Here is a 24,590-nt window from a genome sequence, read left to right as displayed (position 1 = left end):
AATGACCGAAGAAGCAGCAGCCGCGGCCGCCCCAAACGACAACGAGGCCTACAGGGAACTTGGCCGCCTGTCCAGGGCCATCGTCGAAAATCGCCAGTACCGCGAGAACGCCGAAGAGCGCAGGGACGCAGAGATCAAATGCATCGAGATGGAAACGGCGCGCATCGAAGAAGCTCAAGGCCGGATTCGTGAACTCGTCGCGGAACTCGGATTCACTCAGGAGTCCACCCGATGAAATTCAAGCTTGGCGATATCGTCCGCGTGATCAACCGCAACGACTACCACTGGGACCGCGTCGGACGCATCACCTCCATCTGCAAAGACGACACATGGCCTAGCCCATTCCATGTAGCCGGCCTCCACTCACTCGTCCCGCTCTGGTACGGGTCCGACGAACTCATCCTCGCCGAGAAAGAAGACAGCCGATGATCCGCAAAGAAGGCAAAGCGCGCTGGGTCTACGAATGCATCCCGTGCGATGACCGCGTGGAAGCGTTCGACCAATTCCGGGCCATCGAATACGGCCAGTACCACGAACGCACCTACCTCCATGGTCACGTAATCCTCGGGGAGGCAGTGAGTCGGGCTTGGGACGAGATCCGCGCAATCATCGCACCAGCCATCGAAGCAGCCGCAGAGTTCGGCCGCATCTTCGAGCCGCCGAAGAACCTTCCGCACGATCCAAGCCTGTTGAAAGACCGCCGGAAATGGGGCGGACGATGAAGCCACTCAGGATCATCGCCCACGGCACACCAGCATCCCAAGGCAGCAAAACCAGCTACGGAAAGAACTTGGTCGAGTCAGACAAGCAACTGCCCGCATGGAGATCAGCCGTCAAAGCAGCCGCCAAACTCGTCGCCGGACCCAACTTCCAGCCAATAGACGACCCAGTCAAAGTCGCCGGCGAAATCCGGATCCGTAAACCACGCACCACCAAGTTCCAGGACTACCCAGCAGGGCCCAAGGATTTGGACAAGATGCAGAGAGCCATAGGTGACGCGCTCGAATCCGCTGGCATCCTCACCAACGACGCACGCATAGTCCACTGGGACATTAAAAAGGTCTGGGCAACCGACATGCCAGGCGCCGACATCACCATCACGGAGGCGAAGTGATCAGCACAAGGAAAGCCCGAAAGCTGCGGGCATGGGTAACGCGCACCATCGAGATGCAACGCGCCCTTGACGCCAGCCGACTCGAGCGGCACAAGCAGGAAGCCGCCGGGATGATTGCCAAGCTCAAGCATCAACTCACGCCTGAATACCGCCTAAAGCTGTCACAATCGCTGGCTCAATGGGAGGCGCATCTTGACTCGCTTGAGGACGACGGCGTTCATGCACTGGTCAAAGGGAGCGAATAATGACCGCCCCGCACATTGAGGACACGACCGAGGGCAACGTGCGCTGGTTCCGCGACCATGGACCCACCCCCGTCCAGCCCTACACGGGTGACTGCCAGCACTGGGGCCAATCAGTCATCGCATGGGGCTGGGACCACAAACACTACGAACTCGTCACATGCGACATCGACCACAACAACACATCAGGCTGCCACTCCCGCGCATGGTCCAACCCACAAGGCCAAACCACCACCACATGGATGCAACCCAAGGAGGGGCAATGAGCGAACGACGAGCACCAGACGCGCCCGGAACTGCTGTACCGGTCATGAGCAACCAATGCGGTTACGACGCCGGCTACACCGGAGGACCTGTCTGCCCGAACCCCGCCACGGTGCACTTCTTCGCAGGGCAAGCGCCAGACAAGCCCTCTGACTGGTCAATGCAAGCCTGCCCGGACCACGTACGGTCCGCGATGGTGATCGCCTTTGACTGGCACGACCTCTCACCGGCCTGCATCACCCCGGGCGCCATGTGGAACTTCCGAAACCACCAAGGCGAAGGGTTCTGCTTCTGGCCCGAAGAAGAGGCCGTAATGCACGAAGCCATATCTGAACCGATCAAGGAGGCAAACCATGAGCCACGAGTGCACCACTGAAGGCTGCCTCCACCACACGGACACCTACCTCTGCCCGCAATGCGTCCAAGACCTCCAAGCATGGCTAGACAAGGTCCCAACACTCATCACGGCTCTCACGGTCACCGTCGCCAAACTCGACCACGTACGGCCCGTAGGAGGCGGCTGGAACGGTGGCGGTAAACCAGGATCAGCCGCCCCAATCAACCTCGACGCCCTACAACTCCAAGAGAACCTGAAAAGCGTCGGGACAAGCGCCAAGGACTACGCCCACGACGAACGAGCAGCAGGGCTAGCATGGCTCATCCAAGACTGGGTAACCAAAGCCGAACTCCTAGTATCCGGACCCGAAGCCGAATACGTAGACCACGTTGCGGTCAAGGCCAAGCTCAAGGAAGCCAACCTCCAACCCATGCCCACAAGACAACTACTCCCATGGCTCCGAGACAAAGCAGGCGTCCACCTCATCAGCCAACGCATCCGAGACTGGGTACGAGACGGACACCTCAGAGCACACAGCAACGACGGACAACCCACCTACCACCCAGCAGAAGTCATTGACGTCTGGCAACGCATAGGAAGGAAATGACACCGATGTAATTGCCCGCACTCAAATGTCCTGTTAAAGTGTGGGTAGAGCACGGCACAGCTGGCTCCACACACAGGTTCCACCAACACGGTGGGACCTTTTTTGTTTGTCCTCTTCCCCCAGGAGGTCAGCATCTCCCACGCAGGGTCAAGCGCACCGCCGCTCGTCGTGACGACGCCGGCACTGGGAGGATATGCGAATGGTGAGCAGCCTGTTTGCTAAACAGGTACGGCGTAAAAGCCCAGCAGGTTTCAATCCCTGCATCCTCCGCTGATCGAAACGCACGCCGACCAACAATAGAAAACGCGGCCTCGCAAAGTAGATCACCAACCCCAGAGCTGACGGATGGGTAAGACCGCAGCAACGCCGGGTGGTGGCAGGTGCACCTGCCACCATCTGGCACCAACGCAGGAGGTTGCCATGTCAACGAGAGACGGCAAAGGACACCGCGCATACCGCCGCAAAGCCAAGTCACTCCGACGTCGAGGCGAAGACTGCGCATGGTGCGGCAAACCCATCGACTACACACTCCCCGCAACAGACGCCATGTCATTCACAGCAGACCACCCCGAAGCAGTGAACAACGGCGGACACCTGTACAAGCAAGACCTCAAACCAATGCACCGCAGCTGCAACTCAAAGAAGAGTGACAGTGCACTACCCGTCATTCGGCCAGCAAGCTAGACCCCGGGGGTAGGCCCCTTGCCTCCGACTAACTGCCCACCCTCCGCCGCTCTGGGCATTTTTTCCTGCACACCATTTCACGCGAATCACACTATTTGAGTTGTCAGCCGTTTGGGAGGTTCCCATGCCCCGAGCGAAGGCCCCTTGCGGGACGTACACGGCCTATAAGAGGCACTTGCGGGATGGCGAAACGGTGGATGAGGCCTGCCGCCAAGCATCAGTTGAGCGATCACGGGAGCAGGTCCGGAATCGGCGTGCGGAAGAGCCTGAGAGGGAGGCCTCGCCGCCTCCGGAGGTTCCGCTTTCTGCCCGGACGCGTAAGCAGTCGTTGGAGTGGAATCTGAGTCTCATCGAGGCGGCTATGGGTGAGGTTGATGCTGCCCGTCTTGCTCCGTTGTCGAAGCGTCATTCTGAGTTGCTGGCTGAGCTTGCGACTCTTGCGGCCCCTGAGGTGAAGAAGGAGTCTGATCCGTTTGACGAGTTCTTCAGCGTTGATCTCTCCAACGTTGCCAGGTTCCCAACTTCCTCGGATCGAGAAGCGTCCTGAGGCGATTGGCACTCTTGGCCCTAAGGTTTCCCAATTCTCGAAACTTTGTGGCGTCGTCTTGGATGAGTGGCAGTCGTATGTGATTGATGGCTTGTTTGCTGTTGATGAGGCGAATGAGTGGGCGGCGACCGAGTTTGGCGCTCTTGTTGCCAGGCAGAACGGTAAGGGCGAGATCCTTGTCGCGTATGACCTCGCGCATTTGTTCTTGTTCCCGCGTTTGGACCGCCGGCGGAAGTCGATTCTGCATACGGCGCACGAGTTCAAGACAGCGATGGACGGTTTTGATCGTCTGCGGGGTGTCATTGAGTCTATTCCGCGCCTGAATGACCGTGTTGAGCAGATTTACCGGGGAAATACCGCTGAGATCCTGCTGAAGCGGGCGCCTGGGCAGAAAAGCTTGGGCAACCGCATCAAGTTCGTGGCCCGGTCCAAGAACTCCGGCCGCGGCTTCTCCGCTGATGTGATTGTGTACGACGAGGCCCAGGAGTTGAGTCTTCCGGCCCGAAACGCGCTGACTTACACGCAGTCAGCTGTGCCGAACCGTCAGGAGCTCTACACGGGCACTGTTCCGGAAGAGGGTTTGAACGATTCTGAGGTGTTTGAGGGTGTCCGTGACCGTGGGCGTTCTTCGGAACCGAATCGGACCGGCTGGATGGAGTGGTCCCCGGAAGGTTCCGAAGATCCGGACCTTGCCGAGCTGATCGATTTGGGCAGCGAGAAGGTTTGGGCTGACTCGAACCCGGCGAAGGACATCCGTATCCGTACGGAGACCATCGCAGAGCAGCATGACCGTGATAAGAGCCCGAACAAGCAGGACTTCGCCCGTGAGCGCTGCAGCGTGTGGCCTAATCGGCGCCCGGTGCAGGATGTCAGCCACAACGAGGTCAGCTTGCCGACGTGGAACGCTTCTGCAGACGCTGAGGCGACCTTGGGAGACCTTCCCGTGCTGGCGGTTGCTTTGGGCCGCGGCGGAGGCTATGCGACCATCGCAGCGGCTTCCCGTGCTGGTCAGAAGATCTTTGTGGAGACCAAAGACACTCGCGTGCAAACGCTGTGGGTGCCGTCAGCGCTAAAAGAGCTCATTGATTCCCTCGGCCCGGTCCTTGTTGTGCTGGATGAGAAGAATTGCGCTCCGATCCTCACTGATTTGACCGCCGCCGGCATCAAGTACATGGCCGTGAACGCTGGCGAGGTCGCTGGAGCGTTCGGGCTGATGGTCGAATCCGTCAATCAGTCGCTCGTGATTCACCGCGGCCAAGACGACTTGTACCAGTCCTTGAAGAACGCAACAACGCGGCCGCTTGTTGGCGGTTTGACGTGGGACCAATCAGACCCTTCCGAGCCCATAACCCAGATTCAGTCCGTGACTCTCGCCCATTGGGGTGTGAAAAAGGCTGAGTCCAGCCCGGCCAAAGAAGAAGCCGTCATAACAGGAATCAGGTGAGAGCGTGGCATTAAGCAGCACTGAGCTTTCCGCTCTCATTACTGACGAGCTATTGAAGCCGGCCCGGCAAGAGTGGGCCCGGTTGCGCTGGTTGCAGAAGAGCATCGAAGGCGGCTTGAACAAGACGTGGATGCCGGAGCACGCTGACACTGAGTACAAGGATCTGCTCGCTAAGGCCCGCTCGCCATGGTTGCTGTTCGTCCGTGACTGCATCGCCCAGGGAACTGTCATCGACGGCTATACGGATGAGCAGGTTTGGGCTGAAGCTTGGCAGGCCAACGGCATGGATGCCCGACAGGGGCCCTTGAACCGCGAAGTTATCGGATTGGGTTACGGCTACTTACTTGACCTCCCATCGGAGTCTGGCGGGGTTGTCATGCGGCCCCTGTCGGCTCATCAGACGTTCGCCACGAAGGAAGACCCGTGGGATGACTCGCCGAAATACGTTCTGCACCGCGTGAATGATAAGCGTTGGTACTTCTTTGACACCGAAGCGCAGTACATCATCACGGGCACACCTCAGAAGATCGAAGCGCTTGAAGTTGTCCCGTATGGCATGGGCATAAACCCTGTGACGATGATCGCCAACGAATTCGCGATGGAGGGCTTCCCGAAGTCGTCCATTGAGCCTGGAATTCCGGTGTACAAGCGCATTGTTGATGCCACGTTCACTCTGCAGATGGTCCAGCGGTACGGCGCGTTCCCGCAGAAGAATCAGTCAGGCGGCAAGATCGCCACTGACGATGCTGGTAACGCAATGGTTCGTCCGGCTATCGATTCACTGCTGCATTCCACTGACCCGGACACTCGTTGGGGTTCGTTCCCGGCTTCTGACATCAAGCAGGTTGCGGACGCTGTGGATACCCACATCAAGCACCTTTCCGCGGTTTGCCAGGTGCCCCCGCATTATCTGCTGGGCGCCATCGTGAACATGTCCGCTGAGGGCATCGCAGCCGCCGAATCAGGCTACTTCCGTAACATCCGGGACCACCAAGTGGTCATGGGTGAGGGTTACGAGCTCGCTCTCCGGAAAGCAGCAGGAATCCTCGGCAACGAACCCGCAGCCAGGGATACATCGTCACAAGTGCACTGGGCGGACACGTCCACACGGTCACTGGCTCAGATCAGTGACGCAGTGGTGAAGCTGCAGACCGTTGGTGCGCCTATGGAGATGCTTTTCGCGATGATCCCGGGCTGGTCCAAGACTGATGCCCTCGAAGCAGCCGATTACGTCCGCAGGAACGGCGTCCAAGGGGCACCTGAAGCGATTCAGGCGAACGCCCAAAAGACCCTGCAGGGCTTCAACGCCCTTCAGCAGCAAGAACTACCCGAATAGCGGGGATGCAGTCACGGCGGCTGCCTAAATCGCCGGTCATATCGACGGATTCACGGAAGAAGGAACCATCATGGGCGACATCGCTCCAACCACAGCAGGCACCAGCGAAGCTACGCAGACTCCCTCGGGAGACGCCGCGTTTACTCCGCCGGCGACACAGGCAGACCTTGACCGGATCATTCAGGATCGTGTGGCCCGCGAACGCAACAAGTTCGCTGACTACGACAACCTGAAGGCCAAAGCCACCGAATACGACCAGTTCAAGGAGTCCTCCAAGAGCGAGCATCAGAAGGCCATTGATGCCGCGAAGTTGGAAGGCGCCAGTGAGGTCACAGGGAAGTTCACCACTCGGATTGTCAACGCTGAGATCAAGGCCACCGCGGCCGCTCTCGGCTTTGCTGACCCGGGAGACGCAGTTGCCCTGTTCGGTGACATCTACAAGGTTGAAATCACCGACGACGGTCCCGACGCGGAAGCGATCAAGACCAAACTCGCTGACATCGCCAAGAACAAGCCGTACCTGCTGAAGGGTGACAACGCACCACGCGTTGCTACCCGCCCGAAGCCCAAGTCTGGTTCCGAATCAACTGAAACCAATAAGCCAGCGGGTAAGTCCCGCGCAGCTGCAGCGCTCCGCGAATTCAGCGGAATCCGCTAATCCCCCTGTTCTTTTGAAGGAGAACCATTATGCCCATTACCCGCGCTGATATTGCCGCTCTGATCGAGGAAGAGTACAGCCATGTACTTCTGAACCGGGCAACGGCCACTTCTACTGTCCTGTCCGCGTTCACGACCGTCCCCATGGGCGCCAAGGTCCAGAACATGCCGGCACTCGCTACCCGTCCCACCGCATCGTTTGTTGGTGAGACGGCCGGCACCCGTAAGAAGCCTTCCACGACGTTCTCTTTCGAGAACAAGCGTCTTGAAGCCCAGGAAATCGCCGCCATCATCGTCCTGAACGAAGAGGACCTTGAGGACGCGACAGATGACCTGCTGGCCAATGCCGCTGCTCTGGGCGGCGAAGCGGTTGGCCGCACCCTGGACGCCGCTGTCTTGTTCGGAACAGGCAAGCCCGCCGCATGGACCTCACCGGACCTGTTCGCTGCAGCCACCGCTGCTGGCCAGATCTACCAGGTTGGCGCCGCCGGCGAGGACGACCTTGTGGGCTCCATCTACCAGGCTGCCGAGTCTGTGGACGATTCCGGTGCTAACCCGGACTCGTTCCTGTCCCGCGGCGGCTTCAAGTTCAAGCTCGCGAACCTCCGCAACGCTGACGGCTCGCCGATCTACCTGCCCTCGCTGTCGGCCAGCCCTGGTTCCGTGGACAACGTGGCCGGCCTGGACGCGTACTGGAACAAGAACGGCGCATGGGACCGCACCAAGGCTCTCGGCCTTGTCGCTGACTCGTCCGCTGTCCTGATCGGTGTCCGCACTGACATTCAGGTGAAGTTCCTGACTGAGGCCACCATCGATGGCGTGAACCTGGCCGAAAATGACCAGGTGGCACTGCGCTTCCGCGCACGCTACGCATACACCCTCGCTGACGTCGTCGGCACCGAGGGTGAGGACATTTCCCCGGTCTCCGCCATCACCGCAGCTCCGGTGGTGCCGTAATCATGGCCAACATCGAACTGAGGCACGAGACGACGGGCCGCAAGGTCACGGTCAACGATGCAGTAGCGGAATTCTACACCTCGCGTGGCTGGGCGGAAGCTGACAAGCAGGCGCCGGTGACTGGTGAGGCGGAAGCTGCCGCGCAGCAGGCCGCTGAAGACGAGAAGGCAAAGGCTGACGCCGCGGACAAGGCAGGGAGTGACAATGCTGACTCTGACACTGGCGAAGGTACAACCGCTGCTCGTAAAACCACCAAGCGGGTCGCAAGCTCCTAGGGTTGAGGGCTGGCTGGCGGGTATCTCTGTTCTTCTGAATAAGAGGTACCCGTCAGCCTTCCCGGAACCTGTCGAAGGGGTGCCGGCGCAGAGCCTTGAACCGCTGTTCCTTGTCTATGTTGCTGACGCTGTGCAGAGGCGTCTGGACAAGGTCCGGCAGATGATCGATTCTGAGGCAGCTGGCCCGTACGCCACAAGGTGGAATCCGGCCAGCTCCCTCGGGGCGTGGTTCCTGCCAGCAGAGCTTGAAGAGATGGATGAAGTGACCGGCGGCGGTGGCACGAGAACATACCGGACGCCGGCCCCTGATTACGTCCGCTTCAACAACCGGATGGACACTTACGAGCCTGGGTCTGAGCTTGAGTACATCGCCGGAGAGTCGTTGGGGAGCCTTGAATGAGCATCGTTTCGGGCTTCCCGGATGCTTGGCGGGCTGATGTTGTGGTGCTGCGCGGTGGTGGCAGGGACCTGAAAGGGAACCCTCTTCCGGTAACGGAGATTGCCGTCAACGATTGCATTGTTGGCCCGCGGGCCACAAGGGAACCGGGCGACAGGTCCGACATCATTTCAAGTACCGCAGTCCTTTACCGGGATCCGGACGAGGCCTTCTCATTCCTCCCCAAGGACCGTGTACGTGTCCCGGTTGGTGCGCTGATGGCTGGTGAGTGGTCTGTCGATGGTTTGCCGGGTGAGTGGCCTCTTGGTGTTGAGGTTGGGTTGGTGAGGTCCTGATGACGTTGCGGAGGCTCCGTGGTTCTAAGAGCTATTCGGCTGATGATTCGGGTCTGAGGGAACTTGGCTCTAACCCGAAGGTTGCGGCTGCTGCTCTTGAGGCTGGTCGGCGTCTGGCTGGGAATGCTGAGGCTGTTGGCCGTGGGAAGTATGAGGCTAGGCCGGCGACTGTCACGGTGGGTTGGAAGAACGAGCAGCGTGCTGGTGCTGTTGTTCGGGAGGTTGATCCGGATTTCAGGGATGCGCGTGATTCGATTCTGCTCCGTGTGATGGCGTCTATGAAGGCGGTGCGCGGTGATTGATGGCCTCGTTTTCCCTGATGCAAGGGAGTGCCTGACTGATCTGGTGGACGGTACGGAGCATTTGGACGCAACAGTCCGGATGGTCTGGCACCTGCCGGCTGACAACTACGGCACTCTTGAGGGCCCGTTTCCGATTGTGCTGGTGTTCACGAATGGTGGCACCCAGGGCTTCGTTGACCGTGTGGACCGGGTGACGCTGGAATGTTACGCGCCCGGCACTCAAGCAGTGAACACCCTGGAATCCATCCTGGCGTTCATTTGCGGCACTGGCATTGAGACAGCTCACGGCTACTTGGACAGCATCAGCATTGACCAGGTCCCGGAGGATGTCCCTTATGCCTCGGACACGCTGAATAAAGCGACAGGCTCCCTACTGGTGACTTCCCGACCTCTCTAATACCCCGACTGGGGACAAACAATTCACATTGCCCTTGAAAGGGGTTCATTGCTATGCCTACACTCCAGACCCAAATGACTGGGGCCGATTCCCGCGCCCTCATTCGCAAGATCCAGCGTGCGATCGCCATGCTAGCTCCGATGAGCGTAGAGCTCCCGGAGACGCTCTATTCGGCCGGGTCCCTTGTCGATCTTAAGGCTGCCGGGTTCTTGCCCATCGGCATTGTCTCTCCTGACGGTTACTCGTTCTCGCGAGAGGTTGAGAAGGAAGCGGTTGACGCTTTCGGCTACGCTTCCCCGGTTCGTTCTGACGTGACCACGGTGCCGCGTTCGGTCAGCTTCACGCCGCTGGAAAAGGGCCGGAAGCACATGTACGAGCTGACGCTTGGCGCGGACCTTACGGGCGTCACCCAGGACCCGGCCACCGGTGAGATCGTCATCGATGAGCCTGACCTGCCGATCAATGCCGACTACCGCCTCATCATCGTCGGGGAAGACGGCCCCGCTACTGACAACTGGATCCTTGGCAAGGGTTACCACCGCGTGAGCCTGGCGACCACAGCCGAAGAGGTTTGGGGCACCAGCGGCGCCGTGTCCAGCCAGCTCACATTCGACGTGTTCACCGACGACGAAGTAGGCACCCCGGTGCGCCACTACATCGGCGGCACGGGCGCTGTGAAGCACAAGGACGTTCTGGGCTTCACTCAGGGCGTGTAGCCCTCCCTTATCCGCGGGCCGCGCCATTCTTCCGGGTGGTGGTGGCGCGGCCCGCTTCAAACCCTTCATTCACCGCCCAAACAAACCCGCCCGGGGAGCAAGTATGTCCATCCCGAAAACCGTTATTGAGTTCGTTGATAGTGCGCCGTCAAACGGCAATCCGCCTGTGGCTCACAAGACCAAGGAACTGCGAATCAACGGGGTTCCGGTACTTGTGGAGTCGGACTCTGTGTATCTCGAATTTGGAACCGATGAGCTCACCAAATTGACGGTGACGATCCTGCCAACCGAAGTCCACTTCAATCACGACCACACCAACCCCAAGGAGTCATGATGCCCCGTTTCACCAAAGAATCTGATGGCCGCACTATCGCGGTCGAGACGTCCGTTCCCCGCGAGGCCGCTGAGCTTCGCGCCCAGGGATTCACAGAGCAGAAGGCCAAGACGGCCGCTGTTCGCGTATCTGACGCGGCCAAGCCCGCAACCACGCCCAGCAAGTAACCAAACCACCACCACCCGGAGGTATCACCATGGCTGTTGACAAGCCGACTATTCACCTGTCCCTTTCCGCCCTTGAGGCTGAGGTTGCGAAGCCTGAGGCGTTCGTGCTCGCGCTCTCCGCCGGCAAGCGCATCACCTTCCCGGACCTTTACGACATGCCCGCTGACGAGGCGAGCGAGTTCTTCAAAGACCTCGAAGAGACAAACCAGAACGACTTTGACTTCCTCCAGAAGTGGCTCACCCCGAAGGACTTCGAGGCATACAAGGCGGAGAAGATCCCGCTGCGTGTCCACGCTGCTTTGATCCAGCGCGTCATGGATTACTACGAGCAGACGGTTGGGAAGCCGGGGGAAGGGCACGCCTCCGCGAGCTCCTAACCCGCTACCGCCCGCAGATCCGCGCCGACCTCGCACACGAGTACCCTGGCGTGGATCTTGCGGAGTGGTTCCGGGCTAAGCGGTGGGTGGCGTTACTCGAGCTAATCGACATGCTGCCTGCCGCTAGCCGGCTCAACGAGGCGATAGCGAATGACCCTGAAGCGGCAAAAGCGATTGCAGCCGCGCACCAGGGCAGGGAAAGCGAGCCGTGGGCGCCGCGCACCTCGGAATGGGATCTCCACGCGACCATGCTTGGCGACATCGCCACGAAGCTGGACCGGCTTGGCGCGATCCTCATCAAGGTCAACGGCGGCAATCCTGGCGATGTGAAGCCGTTCCCCACCCCCAAGTCTGAGATTCAGGCGGCCATGAAGGTTGCCGAGCGTGAATGGGCTGTGCAGTTCGCCAGTCAGTTTGGTTTCTCCGTGGAGGACCTGTGACAACTCAATAGGAGGCCCCATGCCCGTCATCGGCGTAGCTGAAGTTCTGGTCAAGCCCACGTTCAAGGGGACCCAGGCAGAAGTTTCCAAGGTCATGGACGGGGTGGGTGTTTCCGCTGGCAGGTCTGCTGGCGCGAACGTTACTAAGGGATTCTCTGAGGCTACGGCGAAGCTGAAGTCTGAGGTCACTCAGCTCAACCAGGTGATCTCCAAGTCTCAGGCGCAGATCACTTCGGCTCAGTCGAAAATCGTGGCTTCAACCGAGGCAGAGACAAAGGCTCTTGGAGCTGTCCGGGTTGCTGAGCTGAAGCTGCAGGAGGTCCGCGACTCTGGGAAAGCTAAGGCGTCCCAGATCGCGGCTGCTGAAGAGCGCTTGGCTGAGGCTCGCCGGAAGGCCGCCAAGTCCACTGGTGATCGCCAGACGGCTGAGCGCGACCTCGCGAAAGCAACAGCTGATCTGGAATCGGCGCAGGGCAAGGCCGCCAGCGCATCTGGTGAGCTTGAGAAGAAGCTCAAGAACGTTGGTGACGCGTCTGAGGTAACAGAGAAGAAGACCAGCCGCCTTGGCGATGCGATGGGTAAGGCCTTCAAGTGGGGCGCTGTTGCAGCTGGTACGGCTGCTGTGGCTGGTCTTGGTGTTGCTCTGACAAAAGGGTTCGGGCGGCTGCAGTCCATTGAGGACGCTAAGGCGAAGCTGACTGGCCTGGGGCACTCTGCTGAGACCGTGCAGGGCATCATGAACGATGCGATGGCCTCTGTGAAGGGGACCGCGTTCGGCTTGGATGAGGCTGCCTCCGTGGCCGCTGGCGCGGTTGCTGCTGGTGTGAAGCCGGGCAAGGACCTCGAGCGGACACTGCGTCTGACAGGTGACGCGGCGACTATCGCCGGTGTTGGCATGGGTGACATGGGTGCGATCTTCAACAAGGTCGCCTCATCGAACAAGATTCAAGGCGATGTGATCGCGCAGCTGAACGATGCGGGTATCCCCATTGTGCAGTTGCTCGGCAAAGAACTTGGCACTACTGCTGAGGAAACCCTGAACCTTGCCTCTGAGGGCAAGATCAATTTTGCGACCTTCCAGAAGGCTATGGAAAGTGGCCTCGGCGGGGCTGCGCTCAAGTCTGGCGACACCCTGCAGGGCGCCTTCAAGAACACCATCGCGTCTCTTGGACGAATCGGCGCAAGCCTGCTTTCCGGTGTTTACCCACGGATCCGCGAATTCTTTGCCGGCGCTATTGAGTGGCTGAAACCGCTTGAAGAGGGCGCGAAGGTTGCGGGCGCCGCGGTTGGCGTGTTCCTGGACAAGGCCATTTCCGGGGCGCAGGGTCTCTATGACCTGATCGTCAAGGGTGACTACACGGGCAAGCTTGCGGCCGCTTTCGGGTGGGAGGAAGATGCCCCACTCGTTGACTTCCTCTTCAAGGTCCGAGACGGCGCTATCGGCCTCTATGACCTCCTGGTCAAGGGCGATTACACGGGCATGCTCCGCCGCGCTTTCGGGTGGGAAGAGGATTCCCGGTTTGTGGACTTCCTTTTCACTGTGCGGGAAGCCGTGTTGAAGATCCCGGACGCTTTGAAGAAGCTCATCGACGGCGGCAGTGATGTGGCCAAGTTCCTCTGGGACATGCGCGTCCCTATCGGGATCATCTCTGGCCTGATCATCACAGCGCTCATCCCGCACTTTGTTGCGCTAGGTATTGAGGCTTTGAAGTCGGCCGCTCAGCAGAAGCTTGCTTGGATCATCGCGCAGGGCAGCGCTACGAAGGCTGCGTTTGTTCATTCGTGGTCTGTGGCGACGATGGTTGGTGGCTGGGTGCTCATGGGCGTTCAGGCCATGATTCAGGGTGCAAAGATCGCCGCTGGGTGGCTTCTTGCTATGGGGCCGGTTGGTTGGGTCATCGGCATCATTGCCGCTGTTGTGGCGGCTTTTGTGTGGGCTTACAACAATGTGGGCTGGTTCAAGGATGGCGTTGATGCGGCCATGCGCTGGATCGGCGAAGTTGTTACGAACGTTTTCAACTGGGTTCAGGACGTCATCCGTGGCGTTGTGGATTGGTTCACTGGCACGGCGCTCCCTGCGTGGGATGCGGCTATTCAGGCCATCGGCGGGTTCTTCAACTGGCTGTGGACGGGCGTTATCAAGCCTGCGTTTGATGGCATTGCTGCGGTCATCTCATGGGTGTTCAACTCGATCATCAAGCCTGTCTTTGATGGCATCAGTGCTGCGGTCAACGTGGTGGGTGCCATTTTCAACTGGCTGTACCTGAATGTGCTGAAGCCTGTGTTTGATTCGGCTGCTGTGATCATCGGCGGGTTCTACCTGTTCTTCCGCGGCATTTTCCAGGTCATCGCTTCGGTCATCGTGAACATTGTTATGCCGCTGTTCCAGGCCTTCTGGGACCAGATGGTGGCGGTGTTTACGGGCATCGGCACGACCGTTGCTGACTGGTGGAACGCTGCAGTAGCGATCTTCAACACGGCGGTGGCTTTCGTCCGGGACGTGCTCGCTGCAGCTTTCACTTGGCTTTACGACTACGTAATCAAGCCCGTGTTCGATTTGATTGGCACGGCGGCTACATGGCTGTGGAACAACGTTCTGAAGCCGACCTTCGATTCTTGGGTCTGGTTCTTCACGACTGTCATTCCGAACGCCCTCAACTGGCTGTATACGAACGCTATCAAGCCTGTGTTTGATGCGATCGGTTCGGCTGTGAACTGGGTTTGGCTAACTGTTCTTAAGCCGGTCTTTGACGCGTGGACGAACATCTTTATGGTGGTCATCCCGAATGCGTTGAACTGGCTGTACACGAACGGGATTAAGCCGGTCTTTGACAGCATCGGCACTGCCATTAAGACGGTTTGGGACACGGTCATCAAGCCGGTGTTCGATTTCCTCACTAAGGCGATCAACGAGGAAATCCCTAAGGCGTTCGAGACTGGTGTTGCAGCTGTCAAGAAGGCTTGGGACACGATCCAGGACATCGCTAAGGCTCCGGTGCGGTTCGTGGTCAATACGGTCATCAATGATGGTCTGATTGGTGCGTTCAACACTGTTGCTGGGAGTCTGCCCGGTATTGACAAGCTGCCTCGTGTTGCGTTGCCTGCCGGGTTCGCTGATGGCGGTTACACGGGTGACGGTGGTAAGTATCAGCCTGCGGGCATCGTGCACGCTGGTGAGTTCGTGTTCACGAAGGAGCAGACAGCTCGCGCTGGTGTGAGCAACCTTTACGCGATGGCTAAGGCTCTTGCTGGTTACGCGAAGGGTGGTCTTGTCCGGCCTATCGGTAGCGCCACCGTGTCTCAGCCTTTCCATGGTGGCCACAACGGTATCGACTTCGCAGCTCCAACTGGTTCTCCGGTTGTGGCCGCGGGCCCGGGCCGTGTGTCTTCTGCTGGCTGGTCATCGTATGGCGGCGGTAACGAGATCCACATCGATCACCCGAACGGGTTGCAGACCTGGTACGCGCACCTTTCATCGTTCGCGGTGAAGATGGGCCAGATGGTCACGGCCGGTTCGAAGATCGGTGAGGTTGGTTCGACCGGCAATTCCACTGGCCCGCACTTGCACTACATGGTGCTGAACGGTGGTTGGCCGAACTATACGAACCCTGCCGAGTATCTGAATGGTGGCGGTGAGTCTGGATCTGGTGGCGGGTGGACTTTCGACCCGATCGCTCCGATCATCGACGGACTTGTTTCCCTGTTCAAGCTGACCTTCCCTGCTGGCGGCATGATGGCTGACCTTGCTATCGGCATCGGCAAGAAGGCCATGACTAGCGCGTCGGACTTCCTGACTGGAAGGGCTGGGAAGAGGCCTGAGGGTGGCAGGGACAGCATGGGCTCGACTGGGCTGCCTTACCTGCATGACAACGGCGGGGTCTTGAATCCTGGCCTGTCGCAGATCATGAACGCCACCCGCAAGCCGGAATACATCCTGAATGACAAGCAGTGGGATACGGCATACCGGGCGATGCAGCAGGCTCAGGGGCCGGGCGGGTTCAACAACTACGGCACGATCCATGTCCGTGATGAGCACGAGTTGGCCCGAATTTACCAAACGGAGCAGCGTGATGCGCTTGCTCTCTTCCCGGCCTAAGTAAGGAGTCTCATGGGTATCAGTTATGCGATTCCTTACCGGCCGCCGGCGCCTGCTGCGAGTCCTTGGACGCGGTTGCGGATGACGTGGACGGCTAAGGGTGTGACGTGGCCGTTGACTAGCCCGGCATCGGGAATGTTCCTGATGCCGGGCGTCCGGGGAATGGGCACTGTCTCTACGGAGCGGCATTCGACGTCGTCACCGGCGGTTGCTGGGTCCCGACATGAGGGCACTTCAGTGCTTGACCGTGAGGTGTTCTGGCCGATCCACATCTTCTCGGACAAGCGCCTGGATGATGAGGCTGGTTCTCTGGCGTGGATGGAACGTGACCGTGCATTTTGGCGGGGCATGGACCCGGACGATACGGGCGTTTGGGAGATCACTCTCCCGGATAGTACGAAGCGGCGCTTGCTGCTGCGGTTCCGTGACGATGGGGACCACACGTTCACGTATGACCCGATGAAGCACGGCTGGCAGTCGTATGGGCTGAAGTTCGTGGCGGAGCGCCCGTACTGGGAGGGTGACCCGGTTGTTAGGTCTTGGAAGAACGGCGAGTATCAGCCGTTCTTTGAGCCGACCGGGCCGCACCTGTTCAATATCGGGTCTGGCGCTGAGATTTCTGAGGCGACCATCGACAACCTGGGCGACGTTGAATCGTACGCTCGCTGGTTCATTGACGGGGAAACCACTGAGGCGGCCGTTGGTATCGGTGACTTGGTGGTTGAGGTGCCGTTTGATGTGCCGCTGGGCAAGTGCCTGCTGATTCATTCGGACCCGGATCTTATCGGGGCGACGATGTACGACATTGTTCCGGGTGCTGAGGGTATGAAGCCGTCTGAGCGGGTGATTGGCGTTGACATGGTGAACCCGGTTGATCGTTCGGCGGATTTGGGTGAGGCGGATTTCGCGCCGATCCCTGCCGGGGCCCGCGTGCCGTTGTCGTTGTCTCTTGCTGGTACTGGCGCTGTTGAGGCGTTGCTGCCCTCGCTGTATCGGAGGGCGTGGTGAACGCGTTCCGGATCGGCGTGTACGACAAGGATCGTTTGTTCCGGTGCCAGATCGGTAACCCGTCCACGTTGACGGCGATTGTCAGGCACAACCTGATGGGGACACTGAGCATGACAGTCCCGTTGTCGCACCCGAAGCTGGGCGAGCTCATGGCTGACGGTGCCCGGTTGAAGGTGACGTTCAAGAATGAGCACCTGATCTCGGGGCCGATCACTGCTGAGGAAGGCGAGTCGAACGGTGTGGACGGGCGGGTGACGTTCACAGTCGAGGACGATTTCCGGGTGTTGCGGGACATCCTTGGCTGGCCTGTTCCTGGCTCGCCTGTTTCGAATCAGACGGCCGCGGAGTATCGGACTTACACGGGGAACGCTGAGTCGATCATCAAGACAGCGGTGACTGAGAACGGCGTAAACCGTCTCGCTGTTCCTGGCCTGACGGTGGCGACGAACGGTAACCGTGGCGCCGTGGTGCCGGGTGGGGTGCCTCTGAGGATGCACCCGCTCATGGACCAGATGTTCCCGGCGCTTGAGGTGGCCGGCATTGGTGTGCAGGTTCGGCAGGTTGGTGGTGGGCCTAGTGTCCCCGGCAGCCTTGTTCTGGACGTGTACGAGCCGAAGCTCTTCCCTCGAAAGCTGTCCGTGAAGGGCCGCACCTTGAAGAAGGTGAACTGGACCCGTACCCGCCCGACGAGCTCACGAGTGGTTGTGGCGGGGCAGGGTGAGGGCACGGCACGGAAGTTCCGGCAACTCGTCGACACGGCACGGGAAGACCAGTACGGGATGCGTGGTGAGACGTTCCGGGATGCGCGGGATGACAACACTGATTCGGTGTTGGATGCGCGTGGCCGGGAAACCCTGGATGAGAACGGGCCCAAGAACGGCCTCTCTCTCGATCTTGCTGGCACGGGCATCTTCCAGTACGGCGGGGCGAACGGTTTCCATGTTGGCGACCGCGTACCCGTGGACATCGGTAACGGGCTGGTCATCACGGAAACAATCCGTGAGGTCAAGCTCACGTGGAAGTCCAAGGATTACGCCCAGATTGAACCCTCCATCGGAGAAATCACTAACCAGCCTGCGCGCATCGTTGCGCAGCGACTTGCGGCCGTTTCTAAGCGGTTGCGGAACCAGGAGCGTCTCTGATGCCAGTGGAATTCACATCCCGCGGCTACGACACCACCGCGGCGAAACCATACGGAGAGGGCGCATGGTCCGTCGCCCACTCGAACGCCCCAATTGGTTCGGCCCGCTACGGCGTGTACAAGGCCGATCATTGGAAGGTCAGCATCGTTGCCGGCGCCACCCGTACCGTATCCATTGCCCCGGGCGTTGGCCATGGTTGTGGCGTCACGGACGAGACTTTCGAGAACGAGACCCTGCAGTTCCCGCCGTCCGAGTCAGGCACGCGCTGGGACACTGTTGCTGTTCGCCGCGATTGGAACCCCACAGCTGGTGAGTCGAAGTTCGTCATCATCCCGGGTGGTTCCACGAAGGCTGTGTCCGGGGCGCGGCTGTCCGGGCCTGGCAACATTGATGACCAGCCGATTGCGCTGGTACCGATCATTGAGAACCAGACAAACCCCGGAGCAATAGTGGACATCCGTTGCTGGGCCGCTAACGGTGGGGTCTTCGCGAAGGATGTGCTGGCATGCCAGTACCTCGCCCAGCTCGGGGCTATGGTGACCGTCGGGTCTGACCAGTGGCAGTACGTCATCCTTGACAACGACCTGATGGATTGGGTGAAAGTTGGCGGCGTGATGCGCGGGCCTTCCCCGATCACGCTCACGAGTGAATACCGGAATATCGGGACGCATCTCGGAGAGAACATTAAGGAGGCCGCGGTTTCCTGTATCGGGAACCGCGCATCTTCCGAGGGTGGAATCGCTAACAACGTCGCTATCACCTACAAGGCTAAGACGGCGTACATCATCGGCAGGTTTGACCCGTCCTTCGCGCCGAAGGTACGGAGCGATCCTTTCCCGCAAACCATCGTGGGTCTGTACCAGTGCCGGATGTGGGTGACCCCGGCTGGCGAGATCCGGGTTAGTTTCGCCGTGCCCGTTCCTGAGCAGGCCATCGGCGACATGGTCTTCCCACTGTCCGGGCTGGGGTGGAACTTATGATCGCGCACCCCATCCCTGACGTGATGGCCGGATAGGAGGGGCTGACGTGTGGATGCAGCGATGCTCACAGCCATTGGAACGATCCTCCTTGGCGTCGGCGGCGGGGCTTGGAAGCTCATCGACCGGGCTGACAAAAAGCGCGAACGGCGGGAGGTGGCCGTGGAAGAACTCCTGAAATCCCGAATCGCTGAGTTGGTCAAGAAGCTTAAGGGCCTTGAGCGGTACAACTCCCGCATCAAGGCCGCGGCTGGTAAGTGGCGGGAGCAGTTGATTGCGCAAGGTATCAAGCCAGAGCCCGCGGAGTGGCCGGAGGACAACGATGATGACACCGAGTGATCCGGAGCTTGAAGAGGCTGAGGCGAAGGTGGCGAGGTCCCGGCAGTCGGATAAGCGCGTCAAGAAGCTACTCACTGCTGTGTCGTTGCTGCTTCTCCTTGTGGGTGTCCTTGCTGCGTGGCTGGCTTTTGATAATCACCGGCTCGCCATTGTGAATGCCCAGTACGGGAATGAGCAGCGGGCCGAGAAGCAGAACTTGGCGCAGGCCGCCACTGACACGCTCTGCCAATCCAATGACCAGACGGTGGCCGCTTCGGAGACCTGCCGGAGCTTGGAGGAAGCCGCCACGGAGCCTAGCGAGGGCCCCCAAGGTGTGCAGGGCCTTCAAGGTGTCTCCGGCCCTCGCGGCGAGCCTGGCACGGATGGCGTTGATGGCGCTGTGGGACCTGTAGGTCCGCAGGGCGTCCAGGGTGTACAGGGTGAACCTGGCCCTAAGGGTGACACTGGACCCGCGGGCCTGAATGGTGAGAGTGGCGCTGATGGTCTCAACGGTTCAGACTCCACCGTGCCAGGCCCGGCCGGACCTCCCGGCCCGCAGGGAGAACAAGGGCTTACTGGCCCGGCTGGTCCCATGGGTCCAGTGGGGCCGGCGGGCGCGAATGGCACGAACGGAACCAACGGCGTGGACGGCAAGGACGGGACTTCCCCGACATCGTTCACGTTCACTGACCCGCAAACGGGCACGACGTACACGTGCACACCGAATCCTCCGGGGTCCTCCACCTACACATGCGCTGCTGCGCAACCCACTCCCATCGGAGGCACGCCATGAGCCTAGTCCTTTACGCGCCGAGTCGGGGCCCGATCACCCAGTGGTACGGGAACACCCAGCCTGATGGGATGCCGCACGCTGGCCAGGATTACGGCTACACGGATGGCCGGAACGTCTACCCCGAGGTCTACGCGGCCGCTGATGGTGAGGTGTTGTTCGCGGGTGACAGCCGTGACCTTGGGTGGCCGAACCAGTGGTACCTGAACCCGGACTTTGACCGTTCAGACAACGTTGACCAGTCCGCCGGCAACGTGATCATCCTTGGTCACAAAGCGGGCGGGGCGTCATTCATCGCTGATACGGGCTACGGGCACCTCGAGCGGTTGCTTGTCCGCAAGGGTGACTGGGTCAACGCTGGCGAGCAGATCGCAGTCAAGGGGAATACGGGCTACAGCTTCGGGAAGCACTTGCATTTCTTCCTGATGTTCCGGCCGTACAACTACAACACCAACACATACGGCTGCAGCAACCCGAACCCGTACATCACGGCGGGTGGCATGTCCATCGGACCTGCTGGTGAGGTAACTAAGCCAGCGGCCCCTCCCGCCCCGGTCTATACGCCCGATCAGCAGTTCCTTCTTAGTCTCGGACTCTCTCTCCCGTAAGGAGCCATCATGGCTGAACGACCATCACAGAAAATGACCAACCAGCAGAAGATCGACTTCCTTGTTGACTCGATCCTCGGGGGTGGCGACTCCATGGACGGCGGGAACTCCCTCCAGTTCCAGATCAAGCACGCCCCTATCGACGCGCTCAAGGCGCTGACGATGGACTGGGGCAAGTACAAAACCTCTGTCATTGACCAACTTGTCTTCACGGCCCAGGCGATGGACCGGGTTGAGGCGCGGCAGGTTGCGCAGAAGTCCGTTCTGGATCAGATCGCGGCGGCCGCAAGTAAGGGCGTGCCGGTGGTCATTGACTATGACGAGATTGAGAAGCGCATCGCGGCGAACATGCCGACGTATGTTCCTCAGGTCAAGGAGGGTGACAACTGATGGCTGAGCATCGTGCTCTTTCGACTCAGGAGCGTAATCCGCGGTCTGCTGTTTTGCGGACGGTGTTGGTTGCGGCCATCGCACTCTTCCCGCTGCTGAATGTGGCGCTGAAGATCGTGGTGGAGGAACTGGAACCTTACCGGGTGCATTTGCCTGAGTGGTTGTTCGCGGCCCTCAATATCTCGATCACGGTTGTTGTGGTGCTGATCGGTATTTTCACCCGCGTCATGGCTATCCCGGGCGTGAATGAGTGGCTGCGGAAGTACGTGCCATTGTTCGCGCCGGAAGACCGCACGGACGCACCGGACCACCGCGCATAGCCCACCACCCATTTTTTCGGGGCGGACCTACACATGGTCCGCCCCATCGTATTTAAAGGAGCCCCACTGTGGCTGATTACCCGATTGGGATGGAACTGGTTGTTGACCCGGACAACCCGATGAATGTTGTGGTGAACGGTTCGGTGGGGATCTACGCGCCGGAAGACGTGAACGGCACAACGTTGCTGGCTTTGAAGGACGCGAACGGTTTCCCCCTCGCAAACCCTTTGACATCCAACGCTTACGGGTTCCTCCCACCCTTCGTGCCACCCATCCCGCAAGTCCGGTGGATCTCCGGCGAGTTCACTGGTTTCTACCACTCGTACATCGGCCTCCGAAACGAAGCAGTAGAAGCCAAGAACGCAGCCCAAGACGCACAAGCCGAGGCTGCCACTGCCGGTGCCAACGCTGCTGAGGTAGCCCAGGAGGCTTTGGCTGGTGCTGTGGGTAACGCACAGACGGCCCAAACAGCGGCCACCAACGCAGCCAACGCAGCAGCAGCCGCACAAGCCGCAGCAGAAGCAGCCGCCGAAGCCGCTGCAGGGGCATCCGGCGGTGCGGCCATCTGCGAAGACACAGCAAACCCCGGCTTCTACTTTGTTGCCACGGGCGGGCAACTCACCCCCGACCCATCCAACCCCGGATTCTTCACCGTGACAGGAGCATGACCCAATGACTCAAAGAATCGTCTCTGTCGGGGATGACTTCGCGCTGCCAGCTGGCACGAAAGTACTCGACACCCACCTCCCCGCACGCCTCGGAACAACGACACTTAATGCCGCGTTCGCTCCTGCCCGGCGCTCTGTTTACGGCCCGCGCTGGGTCTTTGACGGTGACTCGATCACTGTAAATGGCATCGCCGCCGCTGACGGCAACCAAGATCGCTCTCGTTCCTGGACTTCTGAGATGGCGCGTCTTTCGATGGGCCGGATTAACTACGTCCACAACGCAGCAGTTAGCGGCAATAGGATTGACCAGCAGCTTGCCCGATTTGATGCCCACGTGGCTCCGCAGGACCCTGACGTAGTTGTCCTGTCAGTCGGGGCAAACGACATCCGGCAAGCGCGGACAATGGCGCAGTGGAAAGCTGACCTGATCGCCTACTTCGAGAAGTGCAAGGCCATTGGCGCTGACCTCATCGTGGGCGCTATCTGGCCATCATCCGACGAGGGTGGGGTGCACGCACCAGTAGCCCGGACGTGGAATACCGAGCTCTATGATTGGGCGGCCGCAAACAACGTTCAAGTATTGCCGTGGGATACCCTTGCTGACCCCAGCACTGGGGGTTGGCCCGCAGGGTGGTCAACCGACAACCTGCACCCCAGCTTCGGGACAGATGCTTACGCCGCAATTGGCAAGCTGGGGTGGCAGTCCGTAGAGCCCAAAGCAGGCCCTCCGATGATTCGCAGGGCAGTGTCAAACGGAGCAGACGCTCTGACTAACGGATTCTTCACAACGCTTACCGCACCACTGGCCCCGCCGAACTTGACGGCAGGCGCGACAGACACCACGTCTGGAACGCTTCCCGCGGGAACGTACTCGTATAAGTACACGGCCCGCACGTTTTGGGGCGAGTCCCTGCCATCTGCTGAACGCGTAGTGACGCTATCGGGCGTCGGTAAGATCACCATCACTAACGGGACTGTAGCGGGATCTCGTGGTTACCGCATCTACCGAAAGGGACCCAACGACTCCAACTGGAAGTACCTGACGTACCTCAACAGTTCGATCACAACAACATTTGTTGATGATGGCACCTTAGTGCCAGGGTCTGACATGTCAGGCGTCGATACTTCGCCGTATCCGGTGGGGCTGGTGTCCGGATCCACCACTCCGCATCAGCTTGGTTCCCCGGTGACGACAGAGCCAGGAACTCGCGGGAACGTGCTGGAGGTCAGGGCTCTTGAGGGGACCACGGCGTTTCCGAACGATCACTTCGCGGTCCCTGTAGTTGCTGGCGAAACATGGGTGATATCCGCCAAGGTGAGCACAACCGGAACCGCTGAGGCTGTGTTTGGCGTGAGGTTCCGAAACGGAGCCAACGCGAACATCGGGCAGGTCTATGTTGCGAGGGACCGGATGGCTGGCGGTGGGGGCCTCTCCCACCTAACCTTTGTTGTTCCGCCTAACGCGGTGACTGCACGCGTTAGCTTCGAACAGGCCGATGGGACATCGACGGGATCTGCAAGGTTTGCTGAGGTTCAGTTCCAGAAGAAGGTCAGTTAAGCGCTGCCCTTAGATGGGGTCCGATGAGCTTCGCCATGTAGGCATGTCCAGCATCCGTGGGGTGCACTTGGTCCGATCCGATGAGGGCTGCGTTCTCACCAAAGAACCAGCCCTCATTGACCGGGTCAACGAACGTCGCCCCGGCGTCTAGGGCCGCTGTGCGGACCGCATCACGGAGTGCTGTGATGTTCTCCGGGACGTTTTCGTTGACCCACATGGGGCCGACAACGAGTATCTTCGCGTTCGGTGCCGTCTTCTTCACCAAGTTGTAAGTGTCTGTGGCCGCTACTCGAACTGTCTCGGCTGGTGCACGCATGTCGTTCCGGCTGCCGACGATGACAACTAAGTCCGTTTTCGGCCCCATGATCTGCGGGACTACCTGCGAGAACATGAGCTTCGCCGTTCCTGGAGTTGCGTAACCAGCTGCACCAAGGCCGCGCACCACAAGGTTCATTTGCTTGCCCTCGGCGTGGAGATCAGCGCGTGCGACTTTCGTCCAGTTCTTGGCATTCATCCCACCAAAGGAAGTGCCCGCCGTGTAAGAGTCACCAATGACTGCGACAATGGGCAGTTCAGGCGCGGGAGGCGGCGGCGTGTAGCTGACTGCGGACGCGGGAGGATCGGGGCGCATGAAGGTGGCAATGCTGACTACGGCGATTACTGCTGCTGCGAGTAGACCCAGCCCGATGTACTTCCAAGGCATCCCACGACGTGCCCGCGTACGGCTCTGGCCCATTACTTCCCCCATCAAAATTCTGTGCAAGTCAACAGCTCATTGTACGTGCC

35 protein-coding genes and 1 tRNA gene are annotated in these 24,590 nt (G+C 59.9%); 35 read left to right on the top strand and 1 reads right to left on the bottom strand.

Annotation, left to right across the window (positions count from 1 at the left end):
• Position 1: 1 nt before the first annotated feature.
• The 35 genes from ACZ881_RS00910 to ACZ881_RS00740 all read left to right on the top strand — a co-directional run bounded on the left by ACZ881_RS00910 (position 2) and on the right by ACZ881_RS00740 (position 23,804).
• Entirely contained in the window at positions 2-235 is a 234-nt protein-coding gene (locus ACZ881_RS00910; RefSeq protein WP_476111987.1) for a hypothetical protein, read from the top strand.
• Positions 232-429, top strand: coding sequence for a hypothetical protein (locus ACZ881_RS00905; RefSeq protein WP_476111986.1), 198 nt, complete (start codon positions 232-234; stop codon positions 427-429). Before ACZ881_RS00910 ends, ACZ881_RS00905 begins: the two co-directional genes overlap by 4 nt.
• Positions 426-722, top strand: coding sequence for a hypothetical protein (locus ACZ881_RS00900; RefSeq protein ID WP_476111985.1), 297 nt, complete (start codon positions 426-428; stop codon positions 720-722). The genes ACZ881_RS00905 and ACZ881_RS00900 overlap by 4 nt, the downstream gene beginning before the upstream one ends.
• Positions 719-1,114, top strand: coding sequence for a RusA family crossover junction endodeoxyribonuclease (locus ACZ881_RS00895; RefSeq protein ID WP_476111984.1), 396 nt, complete (start codon positions 719-721; stop codon positions 1,112-1,114). The genes ACZ881_RS00900 and ACZ881_RS00895 overlap by 4 nt, the downstream gene beginning before the upstream one ends.
• Entirely contained in the window at positions 1,111-1,359 is a 249-nt protein-coding gene (locus ACZ881_RS00890; protein ID WP_476111983.1) for a hypothetical protein, read from the top strand. The genes ACZ881_RS00895 and ACZ881_RS00890 overlap by 4 nt, the downstream gene beginning before the upstream one ends.
• On the top strand, positions 1,359-1,622 hold the full coding sequence (locus tag ACZ881_RS00885; RefSeq protein WP_476111982.1) for a hypothetical protein: 264 nt from the start codon (positions 1,359-1,361) through the stop codon (positions 1,620-1,622). Before ACZ881_RS00890 ends, ACZ881_RS00885 begins: the two co-directional genes overlap by 1 nt.
• Positions 1,619-1,996, top strand: a complete 378-nt coding sequence (locus ACZ881_RS00880; protein WP_476111980.1) for a hypothetical protein — start codon at positions 1,619-1,621, stop codon at positions 1,994-1,996. The genes ACZ881_RS00885 and ACZ881_RS00880 overlap by 4 nt, the downstream gene beginning before the upstream one ends.
• Complete coding sequence (locus tag ACZ881_RS00875) at positions 1,974-2,564, top strand: hypothetical protein (RefSeq protein ID WP_476111979.1); 591 nt, start codon at positions 1,974-1,976, stop codon at positions 2,562-2,564. Before ACZ881_RS00880 ends, ACZ881_RS00875 begins: the two co-directional genes overlap by 23 nt.
• Before the next feature lie 186 nt (positions 2,565-2,750).
• A tRNA-Ser gene (locus ACZ881_RS00870) sits at positions 2,751-2,834 on the top strand.
• A gap of 150 nt (positions 2,835-2,984) precedes the next feature.
• A complete protein-coding gene (locus tag ACZ881_RS00865) occupies positions 2,985-3,248 on the top strand; it encodes an HNH endonuclease (protein WP_476111978.1) in 264 nt (87 codons plus the stop codon).
• Positions 3,249-3,372: 124 nt separating this feature from the next.
• Positions 3,373-3,795 (top strand): hypothetical protein, encoded by a 423-nt coding sequence (locus tag ACZ881_RS00860; protein ID WP_476111976.1) that lies wholly within the window; start codon positions 3,373-3,375, stop codon positions 3,793-3,795.
• A 58-nt stretch (positions 3,796-3,853) separates the two neighbouring features.
• A complete protein-coding gene (locus ACZ881_RS00855; RefSeq protein ID WP_476111975.1) occupies positions 3,854-5,239 on the top strand; it encodes a hypothetical protein in 1,386 nt (461 codons plus the stop codon).
• A gap of 4 nt (positions 5,240-5,243) precedes the next feature.
• Positions 5,244-6,575, top strand: a complete 1,332-nt coding sequence (locus ACZ881_RS00850; RefSeq protein ID WP_476111973.1) for a phage portal protein — start codon at positions 5,244-5,246, stop codon at positions 6,573-6,575.
• Between the two features lie 70 nt (positions 6,576-6,645).
• Positions 6,646-7,233: a hypothetical protein gene (locus tag ACZ881_RS00845; protein WP_476111972.1), complete on the top strand. Its 588-nt coding sequence runs from the start codon at positions 6,646-6,648 to the stop codon at positions 7,231-7,233.
• Positions 7,234-7,262: 29 nt separating this feature from the next.
• Positions 7,263-8,189 carry a phage major capsid protein gene (locus ACZ881_RS00840; RefSeq protein ID WP_476111970.1) on the top strand — a complete coding sequence of 309 codons (927 nt, stop codon included), beginning with the start codon at positions 7,263-7,265 and terminating at the stop codon, positions 8,187-8,189.
• A 2-nt stretch (positions 8,190-8,191) separates the two neighbouring features.
• Entirely contained in the window at positions 8,192-8,464 is a 273-nt protein-coding gene (locus ACZ881_RS00835; RefSeq protein ID WP_476111969.1) for a hypothetical protein, read from the top strand.
• Positions 8,394-8,864: a hypothetical protein gene (locus ACZ881_RS00830; RefSeq protein ID WP_476111967.1), complete on the top strand. Its 471-nt coding sequence runs from the start codon at positions 8,394-8,396 to the stop codon at positions 8,862-8,864. The genes ACZ881_RS00835 and ACZ881_RS00830 overlap by 71 nt, the downstream gene beginning before the upstream one ends.
• A complete protein-coding gene (locus tag ACZ881_RS00825; protein WP_476111965.1) occupies positions 8,861-9,196 on the top strand; it encodes a hypothetical protein in 336 nt (111 codons plus the stop codon). Before ACZ881_RS00830 ends, ACZ881_RS00825 begins: the two co-directional genes overlap by 4 nt.
• Positions 9,197-9,490: 294 nt before the next feature.
• Entirely contained in the window at positions 9,491-9,895 is a 405-nt protein-coding gene (locus ACZ881_RS00820; RefSeq protein ID WP_476111964.1) for a hypothetical protein, read from the top strand.
• Between the two features lie 53 nt (positions 9,896-9,948).
• Positions 9,949-10,611: a hypothetical protein gene (locus ACZ881_RS00815; RefSeq protein ID WP_476111962.1), complete on the top strand. Its 663-nt coding sequence runs from the start codon at positions 9,949-9,951 to the stop codon at positions 10,609-10,611.
• 103 nt (positions 10,612-10,714) lie between these two features.
• Positions 10,715-10,945 carry a hypothetical protein gene (locus tag ACZ881_RS00810; protein ID WP_476111961.1) on the top strand — a complete coding sequence of 77 codons (231 nt, stop codon included), beginning with the start codon at positions 10,715-10,717 and terminating at the stop codon, positions 10,943-10,945.
• Entirely contained in the window at positions 10,942-11,112 is a 171-nt protein-coding gene (locus ACZ881_RS00805) for a hypothetical protein (protein WP_476111960.1), read from the top strand. Before ACZ881_RS00810 ends, ACZ881_RS00805 begins: the two co-directional genes overlap by 4 nt.
• Positions 11,113-11,141: 29 nt before the next feature.
• A complete protein-coding gene (locus tag ACZ881_RS00800; RefSeq protein ID WP_476111958.1) occupies positions 11,142-11,489 on the top strand; it encodes a hypothetical protein in 348 nt (115 codons plus the stop codon).
• A 50-nt stretch (positions 11,490-11,539) separates the two neighbouring features.
• Positions 11,540-11,929, top strand: a complete 390-nt coding sequence (locus ACZ881_RS00795) for a hypothetical protein (RefSeq protein ID WP_476111956.1) — start codon at positions 11,540-11,542, stop codon at positions 11,927-11,929.
• Between the two features lie 19 nt (positions 11,930-11,948).
• A complete protein-coding gene (locus ACZ881_RS00790; RefSeq protein ID WP_476111955.1) occupies positions 11,949-16,025 on the top strand; it encodes a peptidoglycan DD-metalloendopeptidase family protein in 4,077 nt (1,358 codons plus the stop codon).
• A gap of 237 nt (positions 16,026-16,262) precedes the next feature.
• Positions 16,263-17,033, top strand: a complete 771-nt coding sequence (locus tag ACZ881_RS00785) for a hypothetical protein (RefSeq protein ID WP_476111953.1) — start codon at positions 16,263-16,265, stop codon at positions 17,031-17,033.
• Entirely contained in the window at positions 17,030-18,175 is a 1,146-nt protein-coding gene (locus ACZ881_RS00780) for a Gp37-like protein (RefSeq protein WP_476111952.1), read from the top strand. Before ACZ881_RS00785 ends, ACZ881_RS00780 begins: the two co-directional genes overlap by 4 nt.
• Positions 18,175-19,155, top strand: coding sequence for a hypothetical protein (locus ACZ881_RS00775; RefSeq protein ID WP_476111950.1), 981 nt, complete (start codon positions 18,175-18,177; stop codon positions 19,153-19,155). The genes ACZ881_RS00780 and ACZ881_RS00775 overlap by 1 nt, the downstream gene beginning before the upstream one ends.
• Positions 19,156-19,215: 60 nt before the next feature.
• Positions 19,216-19,491 (top strand): hypothetical protein, encoded by a 276-nt coding sequence (locus ACZ881_RS00770; RefSeq protein WP_476111948.1) that lies wholly within the window; start codon positions 19,216-19,218, stop codon positions 19,489-19,491.
• Entirely contained in the window at positions 19,475-20,263 is a 789-nt protein-coding gene (locus tag ACZ881_RS00765; protein ID WP_476111946.1) for a hypothetical protein, read from the top strand. The genes ACZ881_RS00770 and ACZ881_RS00765 overlap by 17 nt, the downstream gene beginning before the upstream one ends.
• Entirely contained in the window at positions 20,260-20,868 is a 609-nt protein-coding gene (locus ACZ881_RS00760; protein ID WP_476111945.1) for a M23 family metallopeptidase, read from the top strand. The genes ACZ881_RS00765 and ACZ881_RS00760 overlap by 4 nt, the downstream gene beginning before the upstream one ends.
• A gap of 9 nt (positions 20,869-20,877) precedes the next feature.
• Positions 20,878-21,258: a hypothetical protein gene (locus tag ACZ881_RS00755; protein ID WP_476111944.1), complete on the top strand. Its 381-nt coding sequence runs from the start codon at positions 20,878-20,880 to the stop codon at positions 21,256-21,258.
• The gene (locus ACZ881_RS00750) at positions 21,258-21,578 is read left to right on the top strand and encodes a hypothetical protein (protein WP_476111943.1); all 321 of its coding nucleotides are present in this window, start codon (positions 21,258-21,260) and stop codon (positions 21,576-21,578) included. The genes ACZ881_RS00755 and ACZ881_RS00750 overlap by 1 nt, the downstream gene beginning before the upstream one ends.
• A gap of 68 nt (positions 21,579-21,646) precedes the next feature.
• On the top strand, positions 21,647-22,246 hold the full coding sequence (locus tag ACZ881_RS00745; protein ID WP_476111942.1) for a hypothetical protein: 600 nt from the start codon (positions 21,647-21,649) through the stop codon (positions 22,244-22,246).
• A 4-nt stretch (positions 22,247-22,250) separates the two neighbouring features.
• Entirely contained in the window at positions 22,251-23,804 is a 1,554-nt protein-coding gene (locus tag ACZ881_RS00740; RefSeq protein WP_476111940.1) for an SGNH/GDSL hydrolase family protein, read from the top strand.
• Here ACZ881_RS00740 and ACZ881_RS00735 read toward each other — a convergent pair.
• Positions 23,797-24,540, bottom strand: a complete 744-nt coding sequence (locus ACZ881_RS00735; protein WP_476111939.1) for an SGNH/GDSL hydrolase family protein — start codon at positions 24,538-24,540, stop codon at positions 23,797-23,799. The two genes, ACZ881_RS00740 and ACZ881_RS00735, sit on opposite strands and share 8 nt — an antisense overlap.
• Positions 24,541-24,590 lie beyond the last annotated feature (50 nt).

This window comes from Paenarthrobacter sp. TE3676 (assembly GCF_056279165.1).
The sequence above is the reverse complement of the archived record's forward strand: the minus strand, read 5'-3'. Positions and strand labels throughout refer to the sequence as shown.

What these genes read in the sequence shown, in the direction of transcription:
- ACZ881_RS00910 (WP_476111987.1), top strand. Translation starts at nt 2, where the DNA reads ATGACCGAAGAAGCAGCAGCCGCGGCCGCCCCAAACGACAACGAGGCC.
- ACZ881_RS00905 (WP_476111986.1), top strand. Translation starts at nt 232, where the DNA reads ATGAAATTCAAGCTTGGCGATATCGTCCGCGTGATCAACCGCAACGAC.
- ACZ881_RS00900 (WP_476111985.1), top strand. Translation starts at nt 426, where the DNA reads ATGATCCGCAAAGAAGGCAAAGCGCGCTGGGTCTACGAATGCATCCCG.
- ACZ881_RS00895 (WP_476111984.1), top strand. Translation starts at nt 719, where the DNA reads ATGAAGCCACTCAGGATCATCGCCCACGGCACACCAGCATCCCAAGGC.
- ACZ881_RS00885 (WP_476111982.1), top strand. Translation starts at nt 1,359, where the DNA reads ATGACCGCCCCGCACATTGAGGACACGACCGAGGGCAACGTGCGCTGG.
- ACZ881_RS00880 (WP_476111980.1), top strand. Translation starts at nt 1,619, where the DNA reads ATGAGCGAACGACGAGCACCAGACGCGCCCGGAACTGCTGTACCGGTC.
- ACZ881_RS00875 (WP_476111979.1), top strand. Translation starts at nt 1,974, where the DNA reads ATGAGCCACGAGTGCACCACTGAAGGCTGCCTCCACCACACGGACACC.
- ACZ881_RS00865 (WP_476111978.1), top strand. Translation starts at nt 2,985, where the DNA reads ATGTCAACGAGAGACGGCAAAGGACACCGCGCATACCGCCGCAAAGCC.
- ACZ881_RS00860 (WP_476111976.1), top strand. Translation starts at nt 3,373, where the DNA reads ATGCCCCGAGCGAAGGCCCCTTGCGGGACGTACACGGCCTATAAGAGG.
- ACZ881_RS00845 (WP_476111972.1), top strand. Translation starts at nt 6,646, where the DNA reads ATGGGCGACATCGCTCCAACCACAGCAGGCACCAGCGAAGCTACGCAG.
- ACZ881_RS00840 (WP_476111970.1), top strand. Translation starts at nt 7,263, where the DNA reads ATGCCCATTACCCGCGCTGATATTGCCGCTCTGATCGAGGAAGAGTAC.
- ACZ881_RS00835 (WP_476111969.1), top strand. Translation starts at nt 8,192, where the DNA reads ATGGCCAACATCGAACTGAGGCACGAGACGACGGGCCGCAAGGTCACG.
- ACZ881_RS00830 (WP_476111967.1), top strand. Translation starts at nt 8,394, where the DNA reads ATGCTGACTCTGACACTGGCGAAGGTACAACCGCTGCTCGTAAAACCA.
- ACZ881_RS00825 (WP_476111965.1), top strand. Translation starts at nt 8,861, where the DNA reads ATGAGCATCGTTTCGGGCTTCCCGGATGCTTGGCGGGCTGATGTTGTG.
- ACZ881_RS00815 (WP_476111962.1), top strand. Translation starts at nt 9,949, where the DNA reads ATGCCTACACTCCAGACCCAAATGACTGGGGCCGATTCCCGCGCCCTC.
- ACZ881_RS00810 (WP_476111961.1), top strand. Translation starts at nt 10,715, where the DNA reads ATGTCCATCCCGAAAACCGTTATTGAGTTCGTTGATAGTGCGCCGTCA.
- ACZ881_RS00805 (WP_476111960.1), top strand. Translation starts at nt 10,942, where the DNA reads ATGATGCCCCGTTTCACCAAAGAATCTGATGGCCGCACTATCGCGGTC.
- ACZ881_RS00800 (WP_476111958.1), top strand. Translation starts at nt 11,142, where the DNA reads ATGGCTGTTGACAAGCCGACTATTCACCTGTCCCTTTCCGCCCTTGAG.
- ACZ881_RS00790 (WP_476111955.1), top strand. Translation starts at nt 11,949, where the DNA reads ATGCCCGTCATCGGCGTAGCTGAAGTTCTGGTCAAGCCCACGTTCAAG.
- ACZ881_RS00775 (WP_476111950.1), top strand. Translation starts at nt 18,175, where the DNA reads ATGCCAGTGGAATTCACATCCCGCGGCTACGACACCACCGCGGCGAAA.
- ACZ881_RS00770 (WP_476111948.1), top strand. Translation starts at nt 19,216, where the DNA reads ATGCTCACAGCCATTGGAACGATCCTCCTTGGCGTCGGCGGCGGGGCT.
- ACZ881_RS00765 (WP_476111946.1), top strand. Translation starts at nt 19,475, where the DNA reads ATGATGACACCGAGTGATCCGGAGCTTGAAGAGGCTGAGGCGAAGGTG.
- ACZ881_RS00760 (WP_476111945.1), top strand. Translation starts at nt 20,260, where the DNA reads ATGAGCCTAGTCCTTTACGCGCCGAGTCGGGGCCCGATCACCCAGTGG.
- ACZ881_RS00755 (WP_476111944.1), top strand. Translation starts at nt 20,878, where the DNA reads ATGGCTGAACGACCATCACAGAAAATGACCAACCAGCAGAAGATCGAC.
- ACZ881_RS00750 (WP_476111943.1), top strand. Translation starts at nt 21,258, where the DNA reads ATGGCTGAGCATCGTGCTCTTTCGACTCAGGAGCGTAATCCGCGGTCT.
- ACZ881_RS00740 (WP_476111940.1), top strand. Translation starts at nt 22,251, where the DNA reads ATGACTCAAAGAATCGTCTCTGTCGGGGATGACTTCGCGCTGCCAGCT.
- ACZ881_RS00735 (WP_476111939.1), bottom strand. Translation starts at nt 24,540, where the DNA reads ATGGGCCAGAGCCGTACGCGGGCACGTCGTGGGATGCCTTGGAAGTAC.